General features: G+C 40.2%; 20 protein-coding genes and 1 riboswitch. Of the genes, 16 read left to right on the forward strand and 4 right to left on the reverse strand.

The genetic code is table 11. The features are described from left to right. The first annotated feature begins 471 nt into the window (after positions 1-471). The 16 genes from AU377_RS02835 (at position 472) to AU377_RS02910 (ending at position 15057) form a co-directional block, all read left to right on the forward strand. The gene (locus AU377_RS02835) at positions 472-1089 is read left to right on the forward strand and encodes a hypothetical protein (protein ID WP_067403759.1); all 618 of its coding nucleotides are present in this window, start codon (positions 472-474) and stop codon (positions 1087-1089) included. 378 nt (positions 1090-1467) lie between these two features. Continuing rightward, on the forward strand, positions 1468-2583 hold the full coding sequence (locus AU377_RS02840; protein ID WP_067403762.1) for an MMPL family transporter: 1116 nt from the start codon (positions 1468-1470) through the stop codon (positions 2581-2583). Further along, positions 2570-3970 (forward strand): RND family transporter, encoded by a 1401-nt coding sequence (locus tag AU377_RS02845; RefSeq protein ID WP_067403764.1) that lies wholly within the window; start codon positions 2570-2572, stop codon positions 3968-3970. Before AU377_RS02840 ends, AU377_RS02845 begins: the two co-directional genes overlap by 14 nt. 26 nt (positions 3971-3996) lie before the next feature. Next, positions 3997-4563 carry a TetR/AcrR family transcriptional regulator gene (locus tag AU377_RS02850; RefSeq protein ID WP_067403767.1) on the forward strand — a complete coding sequence of 189 codons (567 nt, stop codon included), beginning with the start codon at positions 3997-3999 and terminating at the stop codon, positions 4561-4563. A 215-nt stretch (positions 4564-4778) separates the two neighbouring features. Continuing rightward, entirely contained in the window at positions 4779-5291 is a 513-nt protein-coding gene (locus AU377_RS02855; protein WP_067403771.1) for an RNA polymerase sigma factor, read from the forward strand. Continuing rightward, entirely contained in the window at positions 5278-6276 is a 999-nt protein-coding gene (locus AU377_RS02860; RefSeq protein ID WP_067403774.1) for an anti sigma factor C-terminal domain-containing protein, read from the forward strand. The genes AU377_RS02855 and AU377_RS02860 overlap by 14 nt, the downstream gene beginning before the upstream one ends. 194 nt (positions 6277-6470) lie before the next feature. Further along, positions 6471-6650, forward strand: a complete 180-nt coding sequence (locus tag AU377_RS02865; protein ID WP_067403777.1) for a hypothetical protein — start codon at positions 6471-6473, stop codon at positions 6648-6650. Between the two features lie 63 nt (positions 6651-6713). Then, the gene (locus tag AU377_RS02870; RefSeq protein WP_067403780.1) at positions 6714-7397 is read left to right on the forward strand and encodes an MOSC domain-containing protein; all 684 of its coding nucleotides are present in this window, start codon (positions 6714-6716) and stop codon (positions 7395-7397) included. Between the two features lie 250 nt (positions 7398-7647). Beyond that, the gene (locus tag AU377_RS02875) at positions 7648-8055 is read left to right on the forward strand and encodes a hypothetical protein (RefSeq protein WP_067403782.1); all 408 of its coding nucleotides are present in this window, start codon (positions 7648-7650) and stop codon (positions 8053-8055) included. A gap of 135 nt (positions 8056-8190) precedes the next feature. After that, complete coding sequence (locus AU377_RS02880) at positions 8191-8730, forward strand: hypothetical protein (protein WP_067403784.1); 540 nt, start codon at positions 8191-8193, stop codon at positions 8728-8730. A 254-nt stretch (positions 8731-8984) separates the two neighbouring features. After that, positions 8985-9185 (forward strand): cold-shock protein, encoded by a 201-nt coding sequence (locus AU377_RS02885; RefSeq protein WP_025783429.1) that lies wholly within the window; start codon positions 8985-8987, stop codon positions 9183-9185. A gap of 407 nt (positions 9186-9592) precedes the next feature. After that, a riboswitch (SAM riboswitch) is annotated at positions 9593-9705 on the forward strand. 164 nt (positions 9706-9869) lie between these two features. Further along, positions 9870-10853: an aliphatic sulfonate ABC transporter substrate-binding protein gene (locus tag AU377_RS02890; protein ID WP_067403787.1), complete on the forward strand. Its 984-nt coding sequence runs from the start codon at positions 9870-9872 to the stop codon at positions 10851-10853. 70 nt (positions 10854-10923) lie between these two features. Beyond that, positions 10924-11712 (forward strand): ABC transporter permease, encoded by a 789-nt coding sequence (locus tag AU377_RS02895; protein WP_253724366.1) that lies wholly within the window; start codon positions 10924-10926, stop codon positions 11710-11712. Positions 11713-11728: 16 nt separating this feature from the next. Beyond that, on the forward strand, positions 11729-12448 hold the full coding sequence (locus AU377_RS02900; RefSeq protein ID WP_067403789.1) for an ABC transporter ATP-binding protein: 720 nt from the start codon (positions 11729-11731) through the stop codon (positions 12446-12448). A 2-nt stretch (positions 12449-12450) separates the two neighbouring features. Beyond that, positions 12451-14154, forward strand: coding sequence for an acetate--CoA ligase (gene acsA, locus AU377_RS02905; protein ID WP_082731886.1), 1704 nt, complete (start codon positions 12451-12453; stop codon positions 14152-14154). A 246-nt stretch (positions 14155-14400) separates the two neighbouring features. Further along, complete coding sequence (locus AU377_RS02910; protein WP_067403792.1) at positions 14401-15057, forward strand: carboxymuconolactone decarboxylase family protein; 657 nt, start codon at positions 14401-14403, stop codon at positions 15055-15057. A gap of 110 nt (positions 15058-15167) precedes the next feature. Here the strand turns inward: AU377_RS02910 and AU377_RS02915 are convergent, their stop codons facing one another. From AU377_RS02915 to AU377_RS02930, 4 genes are read right to left on the reverse strand one after another with little or no spacing between them, the layout of a single operon-like run. After that, positions 15168-15965: a TatD family hydrolase gene (locus tag AU377_RS02915; RefSeq protein WP_067403794.1), complete on the reverse strand. Its 798-nt coding sequence runs from the start codon at positions 15963-15965 to the stop codon at positions 15168-15170. A 19-nt stretch (positions 15966-15984) separates the two neighbouring features. Then, positions 15985-16524 carry a hydrolase gene (locus AU377_RS02920; protein ID WP_067403797.1) on the reverse strand — a complete coding sequence of 180 codons (540 nt, stop codon included), beginning with the start codon at positions 16522-16524 and terminating at the stop codon, positions 15985-15987. A gap of 32 nt (positions 16525-16556) precedes the next feature. Continuing rightward, positions 16557-16937, reverse strand: a complete 381-nt coding sequence (locus tag AU377_RS02925; RefSeq protein WP_067403800.1) for a retropepsin-like aspartic protease — start codon at positions 16935-16937, stop codon at positions 16557-16559. Continuing rightward, complete coding sequence (locus AU377_RS02930; RefSeq protein ID WP_067403803.1) at positions 16934-17182, reverse strand: hypothetical protein; 249 nt, start codon at positions 17180-17182, stop codon at positions 16934-16936. The genes AU377_RS02925 and AU377_RS02930 overlap by 4 nt, the downstream gene beginning before the upstream one ends. Positions 17183-17641 lie beyond the last annotated feature (459 nt).

Below are 17641 nucleotides of genomic sequence, written 5' to 3' on the forward strand. Positions count from 1 at the left end.
TACAACTACTAAAAGAATATCATATGAGGTTAACAATAGGTGTTTTATTGTCATTGACATTCTTGTCAACGCCGTTCATAGTGAGGATGAATGTATGACATATTACAGTAACAGTAGATAAGTTGTTATTCGACTTATAATTAACGGACGCTTTACTGAAACAACAGTAATGCTTTTCTTATTGTGCTAATGGAGCAGATTATGGAGGAGAGAAATGGCAAGGTTTATTGATGATTTAGCCGGAGCTATCTACGATTTCTTTAAGTTTATTTTTACGAGTATTTGTTATCTTGTTGCTGGGATGTTAATTGTCGGAGTCCCACTCTACCTAATTGCTTTAGTATTTAGTATGTTCCACTAACGTGATGCTTTACTTCAAGAAGGAGTAAAGCCATTTTCTTATTGAACTAAAGGGGCAGGATAATTGAATGAAATTTGGAAAGAGTACACCTTGAAAAAAGGTGTGAAATAATGAGGAAAATAATCATTGTTATTCTGCTTATGTTCATTTCTATTGTTCCTGTTTGGAACGCAACTACTCGTTCTATAAAATCAGCTGAAGATCCATTAGAAGTCTTTGGGCACCAAGAATTATCAATAAAGCAAGCAATTGATTTAGCTTATCCTTCTGCTTTGGAATGGAATGAAAACGCTCAATTATTACAGGGAGTTAATATAGACAGAGATAAGCCTGGGAAAGCAATTGGGGGCAATGGTAAAAGAAAATACTGGAATATTGATTTTGGGGTGCCTGATACCAATAAAATATTTTTAGTCACGATCTACGAGGGGGAAATTGTTGAAGCAAAGGATGTAACCGGGGAAGGTGATTCTCCTTATCCCGCAGAAGAGTTTATAAAGTTGGAAGATATTAACTACGACTCTCCTCAATTAATCAAAAAAGCAATAGAATTAGGTGATATTCATCCAGGTAAAGATTGGGCAAAAGGCTATAATTTTATGATTAGAAGAGATCCAGAGACAAAAATCACCCTGATATTAGTAATCGGTTGGAATGCCGATAAAGAAAAAATGGTAGCGGTTTATTTTAATGCTACAAATGGAAAGCATCTTGTAACATCAAAATAAAAGGAGAGGCGGTAGTTTTATCCGAAACAGCTATTCAATTGTTAACTCAAAAGTTTGGCAAGGTGCCGCAAGACATTAAAGATGGTATTTTAACTGTAGACAACGTTACTTTAAAAATTTTGCTTTTTAATATTTTTAGGTATGAGGATATTGAGGATGTTAGAAAATACATCTAAATGGCGGAAGCGGTGACGCCAAAGAAATGTGCCCCTTGATCGATGATTCGGTCTGGGGGCTGTTTTTGTTTGAGTGACCCACAAGATTTTTTCTTTACAACCGAAATACTTATTGCTAACATGAGTGTTAGTGGTAACTTACAATTGAGGTGGCGATATAGGTTAGTTATTGCTAATACTCATATACGAGGGGGAAGGGCATGTGTTAAAAAGGCTTGCAAGTTTATTGCAAAAGTTTCCGATGAAGTCAATCTTTATTACCGTAATTGTCATCATTTTATTGGCAAGCGGGGTTAGGAATGTACGGATGGCGACAGGGAACGATACGTTAGTGAATAGCAGCACAGACGTTTACAAAGATAATGTTATGCTAGAAAAAGAGTTTGGCGGGGAATCGATCATTGTGCTTTATGAGTCGGATCAGTTACTGACGCCTGAAAATTTGGCGCACATGAAAGGGTTGGAGAATGCCCTAAAAACAAATGATTCAATTTACAGTATTGTAAGTCCCGTCACACTTGTGGAAGAAATTGCATCGAAGCAAGCAGTGCAATTTGGGGAAGGGATCGAAGAAATCAGAGACGGCTTAGATACAATGGGGAGTAAATTAACAGAGATGGGTGAAAATCTCCAACGTAATCCGGGGCTTGAAATCCCGCAGCAAGAAAGCTTGAAGCAGCCCGGCCTCGCAGAGGCAGAACTTCCAAAAATGGGCGGGAAGTTACAAACGATTAGTGAAAATATGCACATGACCCACGGGTACTCAGACATCATGACACCTGGTTTACCAACGAAACAAGCAACGCTCGACAATATCGTCTACGATGAGGGCAAACTTCGACCGATGTTTGAAGAAGTGATTGTGGACGACCGGCATATGCTCATGATGATTCGCTTTAAAGGAAATACGGCGGATGCTGGGAAAAGTGAAGTGGTAGCGACGATCAATGACTATTTACATGCAGAAAAGATTGACACAGCAAAAATAATCGTATCGGGTAAACCTGTACTGGACAATGCGATTCGTTCCTCCATGCAAGACAGTATGAAAAAGATGCTCGTTCTTGCCTTAACGTTTATGGTCATTGTTTTATTTTTAGTCTTCAATGTTAGTTGGCGCTTGCTATCTTTAGCGACTGTCTTAGTTGCGGTCATTGCGACAATTGGCACAATGGGCTGGCTCAATATCCCGATTACAATGGTTTCGATGGCCGTATTCCCAATTTTAATCGGACTTGGCATCGATTACGGCATTCAATTTCAAAACCGTTACAACGAAGAGATGACTGGTGAGGAGGCTAACAATGACGAATTTTAACAACGCTCGTGATCGAGCGAAAAAAAGTTTAGCAGTAACGATTCAAAAAATGGTACCGGCTATTTTCACTGCGATGGTTGCAACGGTTTTAGGATTCATTGCCCTTTCCACATCGCCTGTGCCGATGATCCAAGATTTCGGGAAAATGTTAACAGTCGGGATGGTTATTAGTTTTCTATTCGCGCTGTTTCTCTTGTTACCCATTCTTTTCGTTCGCGATCACTTTTTTTCAACAAAGAAAAAAGGGCAGGCGAAACGAAAAAAGGCTAAACGAGTCATTGCTATTGATCGTTTTCTAGAATGGTTTACGAAAAAAACACTTGTCTTTAGGTGGGGGATTATCCTTTTAGCCTTTGCGGCTGCGGCATTTGGTATTTTTGTAGATTTAGATGCGAAAGTACAAACAGATGTAGAAACTTTTATGCCGCAAGATTCTAAAGAACTGGCAGACATTCATAAGCTACGCGATATTTTAGGGTCGACGGATCAAGTTTCCCTTGTCTACGAAGGTGAGGACGTTCTTTCCGATGCGTCTCTCGTATGGATTGATCAAATGACAAAGACCTTGCCGACAGAATTTCCAGAAGTCGTTGTCGATACAAAGTCGATGACAGGTATTCTGAAGAAAATGAATGAAGGTGAGCTCCCAAGCGGCGATGAGGCCCGTGAACAATTTTCTGAACTGCCGGAAGACCAAGCAAAGCTTTTTGTGAATCAAGATCATTCAAAAGGGGTCATTACGGTCAGCATCAAACATTTAGAAGCAGCGGATCTTGAAAAGTTTTTAGGGGAATTGAATCATTACTTGAAGAAACACGCGATCGATGAACTGGATACAACCGTAACAGGCAAAGCGGTGCTAGATGTGGAGATGATCCATGGATTAGTGAGTGGAAGATATCAAATGACGTTGCTCGGGGCTGCTTTTGTGTTTTTAGGGTTACTCCTTTTATACAGACATCCAGTAAAAGCAATGATCCCGTTATTGCCGATCCTTTTCATTGTCGGTTGGTCGGGTGCGATCATGTATGCTCTTGGGATTAGTTACACGCCGCTTACTGCTACACTAGGTGCACTCATTATTGGAGTTGGCACAGAATTTACGATTTTAATCATGGAGCGCTATTTTGAAGAGCGGGAAAAAGGACATCCGAAAGAGCAGGCAATACAAATGACGAATCGAACGATTGGTAAAGCGATCTTTGCAACGGCACTCACAAGCATTGGAGGATTTAGCGCATTAGTTGCTTCCGATTTTATCATTTTAAGAGATTTTGGTTTGATGACTTTGATCAATATTTCACTTGCACTGTTTTCTACAATTGTCGTACTGCCACCCATTTTGATTATTTTAGATCGATATGTGAAAATGAAACAGACGACATAATTTAATCATAGTGGCGGTGATGAAAGTTGCGAAATGTAACCGAACGAATATTTCAAGGTGCAATTTCAGTTTTTATAAAAAAAGGATTGCAGGCAACAACACAAGAAGTTGCGAAAGAAGCAGGCGTTGCGGAAGTGACGTTGTATCGGAGGTATTCGACAAAGGAAAATCTTTTTATTACAGTCATTAAAAACGTTCTGGAAAAAAAGTTTGACTCCCATGTGCTGGAAATGGCAAAAGAGAAAGATACGGAACTGTTTTTCATGAAAATTATTGAAGATCGGCTAGAATTGTTATCCAAGAATTCCGATTTGGTGAAGATGCTTTTGTCTGAAAGTTTAAGGGGAAATCTTGTCGATGAAATTAACTTGCCGGAAATAATTTTCACAAGCTTAAAAAAAGGATTGGACGTTCATTTTGAACTGAAAAATCAGCAAGTCGATACCGATTTTTGTGCAAGACAGTTGGGCGGGATTTTTCTCAGTACTGTCATTTTGCCGAACGAACAATCATTTAATGAGTTAACGGCAGAAGCGAAAAAGGACATTGCGAGGAAGCATGCCAAAACAGTGTTTGCGGCGATCGATGGGTAACTAGCACGAGTCACAAAAATGTATAGCAACTATAAAGAGCGAGCCGTGCCTATTTACTGTTCGCTCTTTTACTTTTCACAAAGCTTCTTCAACTGTCTTTTTTCAAGTCCAGACTCAGTATGGTTCGATTTTAGAATCATACTTTTTATTTTTTCATAATAAGTGTTAACTTTTTTGTTTGTTAAGGGTCTTATAACTGAATGGGAGGTGTGTAATTGAGCAGGCAGGAGGAACTGTACTTATTTTTGCATGAAAAAACAGCAATTATTTTTAAGTATTTAATTAAAAATGGCGCAAATCCCCGGGATGCTGAGGATATTATCCAAGAAGCTTTATATAAATTTATTTTATATATTGATTCAGTCGATCCGAACAAAGCTTATAGTTGGCTATTTCGAGTAGCAATTAACCAGTACTATGACTTATGTCGCAAGCAGCAAAAAGAGGTGAATGTGTCTTTCGAGGATTTTGATCTCGTAGACGATTCATTCTTACCAGAAGAATATGTTCAACAGACGGAGATGAAAAAGGAAATTTATAACATACTGAATCGGCTTTCTCCCTTACATAAACAATTACTCCTGTTGAAGTACGTGCTTGGATTAAGTTACAAAGAAATTGCCCAGATGCTTGATTTAAATCCTGGAACGTTGAAAACCTATTTATTTCGTGCCAGACAATCTTTTAAAAAACTGTATGAGGAGGAGGGAAAACATGACAGAGACTAAAAAGGAACAGGAATTGAATGATTTATTCGAAGGGAATTCAGTAGGTAATATTGCTGGGATAGTGAAAAAGGCAAAAAGAAAAACCATTTTACGCAATATCCTGATCTCTTTATTAGTGGTACTTTTTCTCTGTTTCACTGTAAGTTTTTCTTGGCTATTTACGATAAGAGGGAGTCAAGAAAAAGCATTGCGTGATATTGAATTGTTTGGTCAAATTACGAATCCAAACGTTGAGGAATTAGGCAGCCAGAATGAATCGAATGGTGTATTTGAGGGGATTTTAACTTTTAATCGCTACAAAGAGGTTGAAGGAATTCCAGTAGATTGGAGTAATTACATACTGACGTATAGCCTGTTTGGAGGAGTAAGTCGTTTTACGGGTAATCATTCTCCTATCCAGATAGAAGATAAAGTGGATGGGCTCGTAAGGTACTACGACCGTGAGACAAAGCAAAGGATGATGAGTTTTTATCATCCAGATGTGAAATACAGTCAAATTCGTAACGACTTAAATAGCTTAAATCATTTCGCAGATGACGCTTTGGTCGAACTAGGGGTTTCATTTAACCAAAAATATACACCGGAAGAAGTACGTAAATTAATTCCAGAGAATCTAACGCTTAAATGGTACTGGGTAGATACTTATTCGGAAAAAGACATTGAATGGTTAAATGATAAGAATGATGATTTACCTGAACTCGCTACTCAAATTTATGGGTTTGCAGCAAACCCTGTTCATTCTTCAATGAGTGAAGAAGATTTTATTGAGAATGTACAAAGGGGTTTAACTTATAAAAATGGAAAATATTTTAGGGAATTTAATCGTATATCGAACAACCTAAAAGGAGATTCTGCCGAAATAGTTGGAGAAAACATTGGGATCATAGGTGTGGTGATCACAGGAACAGCATCGGATTTAGTCGAGTTAAATGGTGTAGATATGATTCGGGCATCTGTGCTGGGGGTCACGATTAAACCAGACTGAAGATCTATTTTTATAACAAAGTTTGTAATTAAAGTAACAGGTGCTTTAGTTCAAGTAAAGGGGCTCTTTGGGCTCCTTTTTGTGTTGCGGAAAACTAGTGAAGAACTTAAGTGGAAATTTGTTGCGGTAAAAAATCGAATGTTCTGCTAAACTTCTAATAGATATTGGCTTCAATGAACAGGAGGTCTAACTTGATGGCGAGAGACAAAAAAGAAAAACGGGAAAGAAATCCTATGATAATTTTTGCTGATGCCGTTAATCGTTCAATGGTTGGTGACCCAAATGCATTAGGAAATGGTGGCTGTCTTACGAAAATTATTACATTGGTTATTCTTGTTATTGGATTGTTGATCCTTTCTCGATGTTCCTACTAATGGGGAGTTTCATTTAATAAACCCTAATTTCAAGATTATACTTATTTTAAGGGGGAGTGACCGTTGCAAAATATTGGGATTCTTTCATTAAATATCGGCAAACCACGTAATTTGCAGTTCGGGAAAAGGGAAGTGACGACGGGTATTCATAAAACTCCGGTTTCGTCGCCCGTTTTTTTGTCCACATTGAATTTTACCGGCGACGGTCAAGGCGATCTGGTTCATCACGGCGGTGTCGAAAAAGCTGTCTGTGTTTATCCGTCAGAGCATTACCCATATTGGGAAAAGACGTTAGGAAAGCCATTGGATGCAGGGGCATTCGGCGAAAACTTGACGCTTCAGGGGTTGACGGAGGATGAGGTGCATATCGGGGATTCTTTCAAAATTGGCGAAGCGGTCGTACAAGTAAGTCAGCCGCGTCAACCTTGCTACAAATTATCACTCGTCCACGAACGGAAAGACATGTCTTTACTTGTCCAACATACAGGGTATACCGGATTCTATTTCCGTGTATTAAAAGAAGGAATGGTCTCCCCAACAGACGTGTTGGTGCGTATTTCACAGCCAGCTTTGACGATTACTGTGACAGAGGCGAACCAGCTCATGTATCATGATCAGAACAACTTGGAGGGAATTCGGAAGTTGCTAGAGGTGAATGAGTTGTCGGAAAGTTGGAGAAAAACATTTCAAAAACGACTTAGTGGCAATGAGGTAGATACGAGCGAACGATTGACGGGGAATAAATGATGAAAAGTTCCGAACTAACAATAAGCGAAAACAACAACTCGATAGAATTGAAAAGAAAATCGATGAGCTAAATAAACAAACAAAAAGCAGCAATAGATAAGTAGGTCATACTTCAATAATCGAGCGTGATTATTAATGAAACAGCTATGAATGATCAGACTTTTTTGGAAATTAAATGTAAATCTCTGAGAAAGGAATTCTTCGAAATGATTTCCTGAGTGCATAGGGAAGGAAAGAGAGGCAATTCAATATGACAACAAACTATAAAGAGACATTTGACCGTTTTTCTCTCTACTTTTTAGCGATTTTAATTTCTCCCGTACTCTTTGGAGGGATCTTGGCAACTTATTCGATTATAGCTTTTCAAGACTCTTGGAGTTTTGGTCCAACTGTCTTGGTAGTAGCTCTTTATTCGTTTCCGTTCTTTGCGTTTGCAGCATTTCCCGTTTCATTGTACATCGACTTTTCCGCAAGAACCAAAAATTACTCGAATAGGGTAAAGACACTTTTATATGCAGGTTTCGGCAGTTTGGCGGGGCTTCTAGCGAGCGTTGTTCTATATGATCTTTTTCCGACAATTTTCATGTTCATATTCGGTATGTTAGGTGGAGTCATTCATTTTTCCGTATTGGCACTAATAAAAAAGTTTATCAAGTAGTAGCAGCGTTTTTAGCCATTTATCAGGACACCGTTTTTGAAGGCATGGTTCATAATTCTCCACAAATGGGCGACTTACTTGAATAAGGATAGTACGAATAGACATGGGTAAAATAATACAAAAAATGAATAAAGGGTGATTTACCTGAACAAGTTTATTCTGCTTATACTTATGTGTACTGTGATTGGTGGAGCATATTACGGAAAAGTACATGCAAACTCTAAATTCCAACCTCGAACTATTGAAGAAAGTTATCTTGAAATTGGATATAAACCTGTCGGGGAAGCTTTAAGAGATTTTGAACACCATTATAAACAGAATTTACAGTTGCCATTAAGAGTCTCTCCTGTTATCTTTACTCACGTATTTGCACGATTTAATGAAGGGGACGGCAAAGATATTTTTGAAATGGAGTTCATAAATGAACAATCACCAAAGAATAATTTCATGATTAATGTGGCAGTCAAGGATAGTTTCAAGATACTGGATAAAGAAGTTACAAAGGAATTTAGACTCAAGGGTGGAAACACTGCATACTTGTTGAGCACAGGAGGTACAATCTTATTGGTTTTTGAAAAAGATAATTTGCAATACAGGTTTAGTGTAGATAAAAGAATGTCCGAAAAGATTACTCCTGAAACTTTAGTTCGGATAGCTAATTCTATTGATTATTAAACACAAGTTAAACAATCGCCAAATCGTTAAAGAAAGAGTTTCAAAAGTTGATGGAAGCAAGGGAAACAAGTTGGTTTTATAGGCGTTATAAAAAAACGAACTTCATTCTATTTGCTATTTCGTCATCCAGGTGTTATTCTTAAGAAGAATTATTTTTGTTTATCAGATCGAGAATATATTTTGTTTTTCGTCTAAGGTATTTGAGCAAGGATAGTAACATTTTGTGTGGAGATCCGCACTAGGAGGCAATAATTATGGAACAAGGTACAGTTAAGTGGTTTAATGCAGAAAAAGGTTTTGGATTCATCGAGCGTGAAGCAGGAGAAGACGTATTCGTACATTTCTCAGCAATTCAAAGCGAAGGTTTCAAATCTTTAGACGAAGGTCAAAGTGTAACATTTGAAATTGAGCAAGGACAACGTGGCCTACAAGCTACAAACGTTCAAAAAGCTTAATAATAGCTAGGAAAAGACCCTACTCGTAGGGTCTTTTTTATGTACTTGTTTTAAATGGGGTTTAACATAAAGTCATCATTGAGCGAACAGTTTCCATTCACTGTTGGCTTTTACGCTTTTCACCATCTGAATATGATCAAAATAAGATTTAAGCAGGTCACAGTGACGTTAGAAAAAATGAGGAAAGCGATGAGTTATACAGGAGATTGTCAATTTTATAAAAAATGGAATCTGATAGGAAAAAGATGATCAATCATCCATGTAAATTTTTTGAGTGCATACGAACTTTCAATTTGATCTATTTGTATACAGTGAAAAATGAGGTTGACAATTTACTTTTTTCTGTCTATACTAATTTTCAATCAACTAAATATTTAAAAATATCCATTTGTTACAACTACATATATCTCTTATTAAGAGTGGCGGAGGGAATAGGCCCGAAGAAGCCCGGCAACCATCAGGTGAATTGATCTGAAAAGGTGCTACATCCTACAGGTGAACTGGACCTGGAAGATAAGAGGAGGAATTTTCAACCCTCTTCTTATGACGAAGAGGGTTTTTCTATTTGAATTAATAAAAAAAGGGTTTTTCTATTTTAATTCCGAGTATACAAATAAGATAAATTATAATTATGTGATATTGAAATGAACTTCAATATAAAAATAACTTTAGGAGGAAATCAAAATGAGAAAATGGATTGCATTTTTAGTAATCGCCGTCGGGACAGCATTCATGATGACAGCTTGTTCAGCCGCCAAAGGAGAAGAAAAAAATAAGCTGAAAAAAGTCGTGTTGGATTATGCCTATTATTCGCCAACGAGCTTGGCGCTGAAAGAGTTTGGCTGGGCGGAAGAAGTGTTTGAAGAAGAGGGAATTGAAGTGGAATGGGTGCTTAGCCAAGGAAGCAATAAAGCGCTTGAGTTCTTAAATTCTAAAAGTGTCGATTTCGGTTCGACGGCTGGAGCTGCTGCATTAATTGCCAAATCGAACGGTTCACCAATTGAATCGGTCTATATCTATTCGAAACCGGAATGGACGGCGCTTGTGGCGACAGATGATTCAGAAATTACATCCGTCGACCAATTGAAAGGAAAGAAAGTGGCTGCAACATTAGGAACGGATCCCTATATTTTTCTTCTCCGATCGTTACAGGAAGTAGGTTTGTCATCGAAGGATTTAGAAATTGTGAACTTACAGCACTCCGATGGCGCGAACGCCCTTTTAACGGGCCAAGTCGATGCGTGGGCAGGTTTAGATCCGCATATGGCAAAAGTTGAAGTCGATTCTGGCGCGAACTTATTCCTGCGCGATCATGATAAAAATACGTACGGAACATTGAATGTACGCACTGAATTTGCGGAACAACATCCAGAAGTCGTTGAAAAAGTCATTGAGGCATATGAAAAAGCACGGAAATGGGTGATCGAAAATCCAGAGAAAGCTGCGGAAATTCTAGCGAAAGAAGCAGATATGCCAGCGGAAGTAGCTCAAAAGAGTTTAGGACGTAATGATTTTTCCGATCCAATTCCTGGTGAGAAGCAAATCGATGCGTTACAAGCAGCCGGTGAAGTGTTGCAGTCGGAAAATGTGATTAAAGACAATGTAGATGTTGAAAAAACTGTTAAAGAATTGATCATCGATCGATATGCAAAAAAAGTAATCGAATGAAATAGGGGGAAAAGACATGACGGTCAAAATGGACACAAAAGAAGCGCTTAACACGCAGGAAAGAAAAAAAATGGGTAGGTTTGGCGCTGATTTGAAAAAAGCGAGGGGATTTGCGCTCGGCCTACTCATTCCGTTCATTCTTTTAGTCGTTTGGGAAGCAACTGTTCGTTTCAACTGGGTCGATGCTTATGTCTTTCCCGCTCCGACAATCATTTTGCAAAAAATTGTTGAGTTAGCGCAAGAAGGCACGCTATGGGGGCATGTGGGCATCACTTTCTTTCGGGTGATCATCGGGTTTTTAGCAGGAACAATTGCCGCGGTTGTTTTGGGATCCATTGTCGGTTATTTTAAATGGTTTGAGCAGCTGATGGATCCGTTACTTCAAGCATTTCGCTCGATTCCATCATTGGCTTGGGTTCCATTGTTTATTCTTTGGATGGGAATTGGCGAGCCGTCCAAAGTGATGTTAATAGCCGTCGGTGTGTTCTTCCCAATCTATTTGAATATCGTTTCAGGCATTCAAGGGGTCGATCGTAAGTTAATCGAAGTTGGTAAGATTTATCACTTTACGCCGTTGCAAATTGTTCGTCGTATTATCTTTCCCGCTTCACTGCCATCGTTTCTCGTCGGTTTACGCAGTGGCGTCGGATTAGGTTGGATGTTCGTCGTTGCCGCCGAGTTGATGGGCGCCAGTCAAGGGCTTGGATATTTGCTTGTCGTTGGTCAGAATACGTACTCGCCGGAGCTCATTATCGCCAGCATTATTTTATTTGCTTTGCTAGGGAAAGCGACCGATTCCCTATTGAAAACATTGGAGGCGCGCGCATTGAAGTGGCAAGACAATTTACAAAACCAATAATGAGGGAGGGGTTAGCATGTTGGAGGTGAAACAAGCCACAAGGACATTCAATGATGGGCTTGCGGGATTCAAAAATATCTCATTTTCCATTCAAGAAGGGGAAACGGTTGGGATTTTGGGGACGAGTGGATGCGGGAAAAGTACACTTTTGCGCGTGCTATCGGGGCTGGACCAGAACTTTGAAGGGGCTATTGAAATAGCGGGTTTAGGAGAGCAGCCGATCGGCATGATTTTTCAAGAGCCAAGACTGATGCCTTGGCTGACGGTAAAAGAGAATATTCTTTTTGGTGTGAAAGAAACAAAGAGAAAACAAGTGAATATCCAGGATTATTTAGATCTTGTTGGCTTATCCGATTTTGGCGATTATTATCCAAAAGATTTGTCTGGCGGAATGGCGCAACGAACTGCCATTGCCCGCGCGCTCATCGGACAGCCGGATGTTTTGCTTCTCGACGAACCGTTTAGCGCACTGGATGCATTTACCAAAATGCAGCTGCAAGATTTATTGTTAAAAATTCAAAAGAAACGTTTAACGACGATGGTCATCGTAACGCATGACATTGACGAAGCGCTTTACTTATGCGACCGGATTTTCATCCTTGGGGGCCAGCCCGGGACATTGCAAGCGCAATTACCGATTGAAACAGCGAAACCAAGGGATCGAGGCGATTCGTTTCTAGCAGCGAAAAAAGCAGACATATTAGCGTTATTACATATTGAAAAGGTGGTTGGTTAAACGTGGCAAATGAAAAAGCGATTGATCCATATGAAGGAAACTATAATATAACAGCTGATCTTCCCATCAGAGAGGATTTCTCGTGGAAAGACATTGAATCGAATTTCAGTTGGTCTGACACTGGAAAAGTGAATATGGCTTATGAATGTGTCGATCGCCATGTGGCGGAAGGGTTCGGGGAGAAAGTTGCGCTGCATTATATTGGGGAACATGAAGAATATACAGTAACGTACCGAGAGTTGAAAGAGCAATCCGATCTCTGGGCGACTGTTTTGAAAAAGCAAGGTGTGAAAAAAGGGGACTTCGTCTTTATCTTTTTGCCGAAACATCCCGATTGTCATATCGCCATGCTCGCGGCGATCAAACTTGGGGCGGTAGCCGGACCGCTGTTTGAAGCGTTTATGGAAGATGCAGTGAAGGAGCGGATTGCGGATTGTGAAGGAACTTATTTAATCGCTTCGCCGGAATTGGTGAAACGCGTGCCGCGAGCGGAATTGCCATCCCTCAAAACGGTTTTGATCACGGCGGAGCCGGAACAATGCCAGGGCGATGAAATTTCTTTATTTGCGGAAGCGCGAGCTGTTGAAGCCGAAGAAAACATCACCGAATGGGTAGATCTTGAACATGCGCTCAATATTCATTATACGAGCGGTTCAACAGGCCGCCCGAAAGGAATTGTCCACGCGCATCGAGCCATGATCCAACAATACATTACAGGCAGATGGGTTTTGGATTTGAAAGAGGAGGATGTCTATTGGTGCACGGCTCATCCAGGTTGGGTGACCGGAACCGTGTACGGTGTTTTCGCGCCATTGCTGAACCGTTCCACAATTGTCATTCACGGCGGTAGGTTCAATGCGGATGAATGGTATTCCGTGTTAGAGAAATTGGGTGTCTCCGTTTGGTATAGCGCGCCGACCGCGTTCAGAATGTTGATGGCGGAAGGGGATGAAAAAACGGCATCCTATGATTTGTCAAAGATCCGGCATATTTTAAGCGTCGGTGAACCGTTAAATCCAGAAGTGATTCGTTGGGGGATTAAAACGTTAGCTACCCGCATCCATGATACGTGGTGGATGACAGAGACCGGAGCCCAGCTCATTGTCAACCTGCCATCCGATAAAATTATTCCAGGATCGATGGGCAGACCATTTCCAGGCATTGAAGCCGCCATTTTGGGGGATGACGGTGAAAAGCTTGCACCTGGTGAAGTGGGTCATTTAGCATTGAAAGCCAATTGGCCGGCCATTATGCGGGAAGTGTGGAAAGATCCTGCGAAGCATTCGACGTATTTTCCATTCGAAGGATGGTATGTGTCCGGTGATTTGGCAACGATCGATGACAATGGCTATATCTTCTTCCAAGGGCGAAGTGACGATATGATCAATTCTTCAGGCGAACGAATCGGCCCGTTTGAAGTCGAGAGTAAATTGATCGAACATCCAGCTGTTGCAGAAGTGGGCGTCATTGGAAAACCAGATGCGGTAAGAGGAGAAATCGTGAAGGCGTTTATCGTCTTAAAGAATGGCTATGAAGCAAGCGATGCGCTTCTGCAAGAGCTCCGCCAATTTGTGCGAAGCGGCCTTGCGGCTCATGCGGCGCCAAGAGAAATCGAGTTTTTGAAGGAATTGCCGAAAACACCGATTAGCGGAAAAATTCTTCGACGGGAATTAAAGGCGAGGGAACTTCAAAAAGTCAGCGTCTAATCGCCTGAATTCAGAAGGATGCGTCTGCCAAGCAAGACAACGCGGTTCATTCCACTGGCATAGCCTAAGTGGCAAACGGAGGGGGATTAAAAAATATACGCAATCCCTAGTAAAACACCCAACTTAACTAGCGAAGATGATCGTCAGTTCAGAAAAGTTCACTCTTTCTACCTTTTCTGATATATTGATGGAGACGATTGTCGAAAATAACAAACAAGAAAAGATATTCATTAGGGGGAAGCAATTTTGAGCAGAGAAGAATTGTATAGGAAATCATATTTTAACCGCATTGGAGAATTAAGTGATCTTGTACCAGATGCTTTCAAGGCTTTTGTGCAGTTTGACAAATTAGCCCTATCAGAGGGGAAGCTAACGAAAAAGTTAAAAGAATTAATTGCCATTGCGGTTGCGCATACAACAGGTTGTCCATATTGTATTGACGTTCATGTGACAGCAGCAAAATCAGAAAGTGTCACCAAAGAAGAAATGTCTGAAGCGATCCTGGTTGCGACAGCCTTAAAGGCAGGCTCCGCTCTTGCGCATGGTGTGAATGCATTGAATGCTTACGATGAAAATGGGGAAGATGAATTATATAAAGCATCTTATTTTACGAGATTAAGAGAATTCTCAAAGCTAAATGGAGATGTTTTTAAGGCATTTGTTGATTTTGACGCAAAGACAATGAAAGAAAGTATCTTGAGTGTAAAAGAGAAGGAATTGATTGCTGTTGCTGTTGCGCATACAACGGGATGCCCGTACTGTATTGATATTCATACGAAGGGCGCAAAGGAAGCACACGCAACTAAGGAAGAAATAGCAGAATCGATTCTGGTGGCAACAGCATTAAAAGCAGGTTCCGCTTTGGCTCATAGTGTGAATGCATTAAATGCATTTGATGCATAAAGAGATTTTTAGATCTAAGGTCTCTATCTTTTCATTAAAATAGTGCCTGGCACCAATTACGTGTAAGTGTAAAGTTAAAACAAAGTCATAATTGAGCGAACAGTTTCCATTCACTGTTCGCTTTTACGCTTATCACCAAGTTCCTTCAATTGATAAAAATCAATCGTGTTTTTCCTAACAATCGAATAAATATCTGTCTTCGCTCGTCCCTTTAATTTGGCAATTTCCTCAATCGATTTGTGCATCATAGACGGGTGAGTCTGCCTGCCTGTGAAAGGACCTTCAAATGGCCAAGGACCGTCTGTTTCAACCATCATCTGCTCGAGTGGGGACTTTTTGACAAGCTCCCGAATCTCATTTTCATACAGTACATCCGGCGTGATGGAGATGTAGTAGCCATTCTGCATCATACGGTCAATTGTTTTCTCATCCCCTTTAAACCAATGGAAATGCGCTTTTGCAATCGAATGCTTTTCAAGCAAGTCACAAACGACTGCTGCATCTTCGTATACCGCGTGCAGCACAAGCGGTTTTTGCCAACTTTTCGATTTGACGATCAGTTCTTCCAGTAACTCCATATAAGGTCCAAGAGAAAGCCCGTATTCCCGGCGTAAATAATAGGGGAGTCCCACTTCACCGACCGCAATCATTTCGTCCTGATGACGATCCATCCAGTGAATCAGTTCGCTCAGTTCTTTTTCATGTGGAAGAGGCTGTTCTGGATGAAAGCCATACGCGGGAAATACTTGCTCATAGCAAGCAGCAATTTCCTTTGTCGCTTGACACGATGTCAAATCCGTTGAAACAGCAATGAGCGCTTCAACGGATGGGTCGCCTTTAATAATGGTCCTTACATCTCGTTCCTCGTATTGGTCCAGATGAATATGTGCGTCAATGATTTTTTTCATTACGTTTGCTCCAATGAACCTATTTAATAACCTTCAAGATCTGTTTAAACTCCTCCGCATCTGCGGTTTCCAGTAATTCATAAATGGCCATTTCAACACTTGTTCCAAGAATGCCAAGTGCTTTCATTTTTTCAAGCCCAAGCTGTTTATTTGCAAGGGTTCGGGAAGAGACGGCATCCTCAACGACTTGTACATTATAATTCAACTCTTTTAGCTCGGCAGCTGTCTGATAGACACATATATGCGTTTCGATGCCCGTAACAAGGACATTCTGTCTCTCCGTTGCTTTTAGCGCATCCATAAACGCCTCAGTTTTACAAGCACTAAACGTCATTTTCGGAATCGGTTCAAGTCCTTCCAACTGCTGGGCGACTTCTTCCACGGTAGGGCCTAATCCTTCTGGATACTGCTCAAGCCAAATGATTGGAACGTCCAAAATCCGCAAGCAATTGATCAGTTTCCCCAGGTTTTCTATGATCGTCTCACTGTCATGCACGATCCTAGCCAATTTCCCTTGTACGTCTACGAGCACAAACACCGTCTGATCTTTTGTGAACATATGAATTTCCAGCCCCCTTCATAGAATCATAATTAAAGAGATAAATGATACAGTTTCAACCTGTCCAAATCCAATATAAAGTTAAATGTCAATAATATATCTAATCCCAGAAGTCCGTTATGATCTTTCGGCAGAACTCCTACGTCAATTTCGATTTCTTTTGCAATAAATTCATCAATTTGTATCTCATCCATTATTTTAGTGTAGAAAGGAACGGTTCCACCTATTCCGTATGCTTCATAAATAGTGTCCCCATTTTCATACGTTACACCTATATTCTCTAATACATCCGGGCTAAAAACAGTGTGGGAGGATCCCGTATCAATAATGACATCATCAATTTGCATTGTTTTTCCCTGGTAGGTAACAATTAGTGTGGTTGTAATAAGTTGTCCATCGAATGCAATTTTCATTGAATTCGTCTCACTCTCATCATTGGATCTTTTCGAATGTGAATAACAAATTCCTCATTCGATGTATGATAAACAGCATTTCCAGGCCCGGCTTTGAAAAACTCTTTATTTGCATCTTCATCCGAAATCGAACGAATGGGTGCTACTTCATCAATGATTTTCATGTTATCTTTTTCATGATAGCTAAGGATTGATACTAAAACAAACTGATTAGGAAATAACTCCCTAACCTCCTGCCACTTCATATTTTCATCACTCCTTTACCTATATTATAAGTGATTAAAAGCTGCATATCATCACTCTCCGCTTCGAGTTAGAACTTTTTCCTAAGGATTTGATCATTAATTTTGGTGATGCCGCATGCGTTGTTAAAGAAAGTTGATCATATCTTTGAACTTGAATGAACCTTGACTTCATCATAGCACTTCACATAGAAATACGGAACTGTTAACAGAATAGAGTGTCAATTGATGCTTTATTTTCTTTAAAAGTAAAATCTGTTGACTTATTTACTTAATAGTAAACAAAAAAACGATGCCAGGCACCAATTCTAGAACGTCTGTCCAATTGCAAAAGAGGAAAATTTACCCTTCATATGGAAATGGAGTGTAGATGCCCCTACATCCGATCATCCGTAAAGACTACTGATCGTGCAGAAAGAAGGTGGCAGTTTGTTTAAGCAGAAGCGGAAAGCGCGAAGGAAG

Source organism: Sporosarcina sp. HYO08 (genome assembly GCF_001563475.1).
In the GTDB taxonomy this organism is placed as follows: Bacteria; Bacillota; Bacilli; order Bacillales_A; family Planococcaceae; genus Sporosarcina.

What these genes read in the sequence shown, in the direction of transcription:
- AU377_RS02890 (WP_067403787.1), top strand. Translation starts at nt 9,870, where the DNA reads ATGAGAAAATGGATTGCATTTTTAGTAATCGCCGTCGGGACAGCATTC.
- AU377_RS02930 (WP_067403803.1), bottom strand. Translation starts at nt 17,182, where the DNA reads ATGAAGTGGCAGGAGGTTAGGGAGTTATTTCCTAATCAGTTTGTTTTA.
- AU377_RS02865 (WP_067403777.1), top strand. Translation starts at nt 6,471, where the DNA reads ATGGCGAGAGACAAAAAAGAAAAACGGGAAAGAAATCCTATGATAATT.
- AU377_RS02845 (WP_067403764.1), top strand. Translation starts at nt 2,570, where the DNA reads ATGACGAATTTTAACAACGCTCGTGATCGAGCGAAAAAAAGTTTAGCA.
- AU377_RS02875 (WP_067403782.1), top strand. Translation starts at nt 7,648, where the DNA reads ATGACAACAAACTATAAAGAGACATTTGACCGTTTTTCTCTCTACTTT.
- AU377_RS02885 (WP_025783429.1), top strand. Translation starts at nt 8,985, where the DNA reads ATGGAACAAGGTACAGTTAAGTGGTTTAATGCAGAAAAAGGTTTTGGA.
- AU377_RS02925 (WP_067403800.1), bottom strand. Translation starts at nt 16,937, where the DNA reads ATGAAAATTGCATTCGATGGACAACTTATTACAACCACACTAATTGTT.
- AU377_RS02860 (WP_067403774.1), top strand. Translation starts at nt 5,278, where the DNA reads ATGACAGAGACTAAAAAGGAACAGGAATTGAATGATTTATTCGAAGGG.
- AU377_RS02900 (WP_067403789.1), top strand. Translation starts at nt 11,729, where the DNA reads ATGTTGGAGGTGAAACAAGCCACAAGGACATTCAATGATGGGCTTGCG.
- AU377_RS02835 (WP_067403759.1), top strand. Translation starts at nt 472, where the DNA reads ATGAGGAAAATAATCATTGTTATTCTGCTTATGTTCATTTCTATTGTT.
- AU377_RS02915 (WP_067403794.1), bottom strand. Translation starts at nt 15,965, where the DNA reads ATGAAAAAAATCATTGACGCACATATTCATCTGGACCAATACGAGGAA.
- AU377_RS02895 (WP_253724366.1), top strand. Translation starts at nt 10,924, where the DNA reads ATGGGTAGGTTTGGCGCTGATTTGAAAAAAGCGAGGGGATTTGCGCTC.
- AU377_RS02920 (WP_067403797.1), bottom strand. Translation starts at nt 16,524, where the DNA reads ATGTTCACAAAAGATCAGACGGTGTTTGTGCTCGTAGACGTACAAGGG.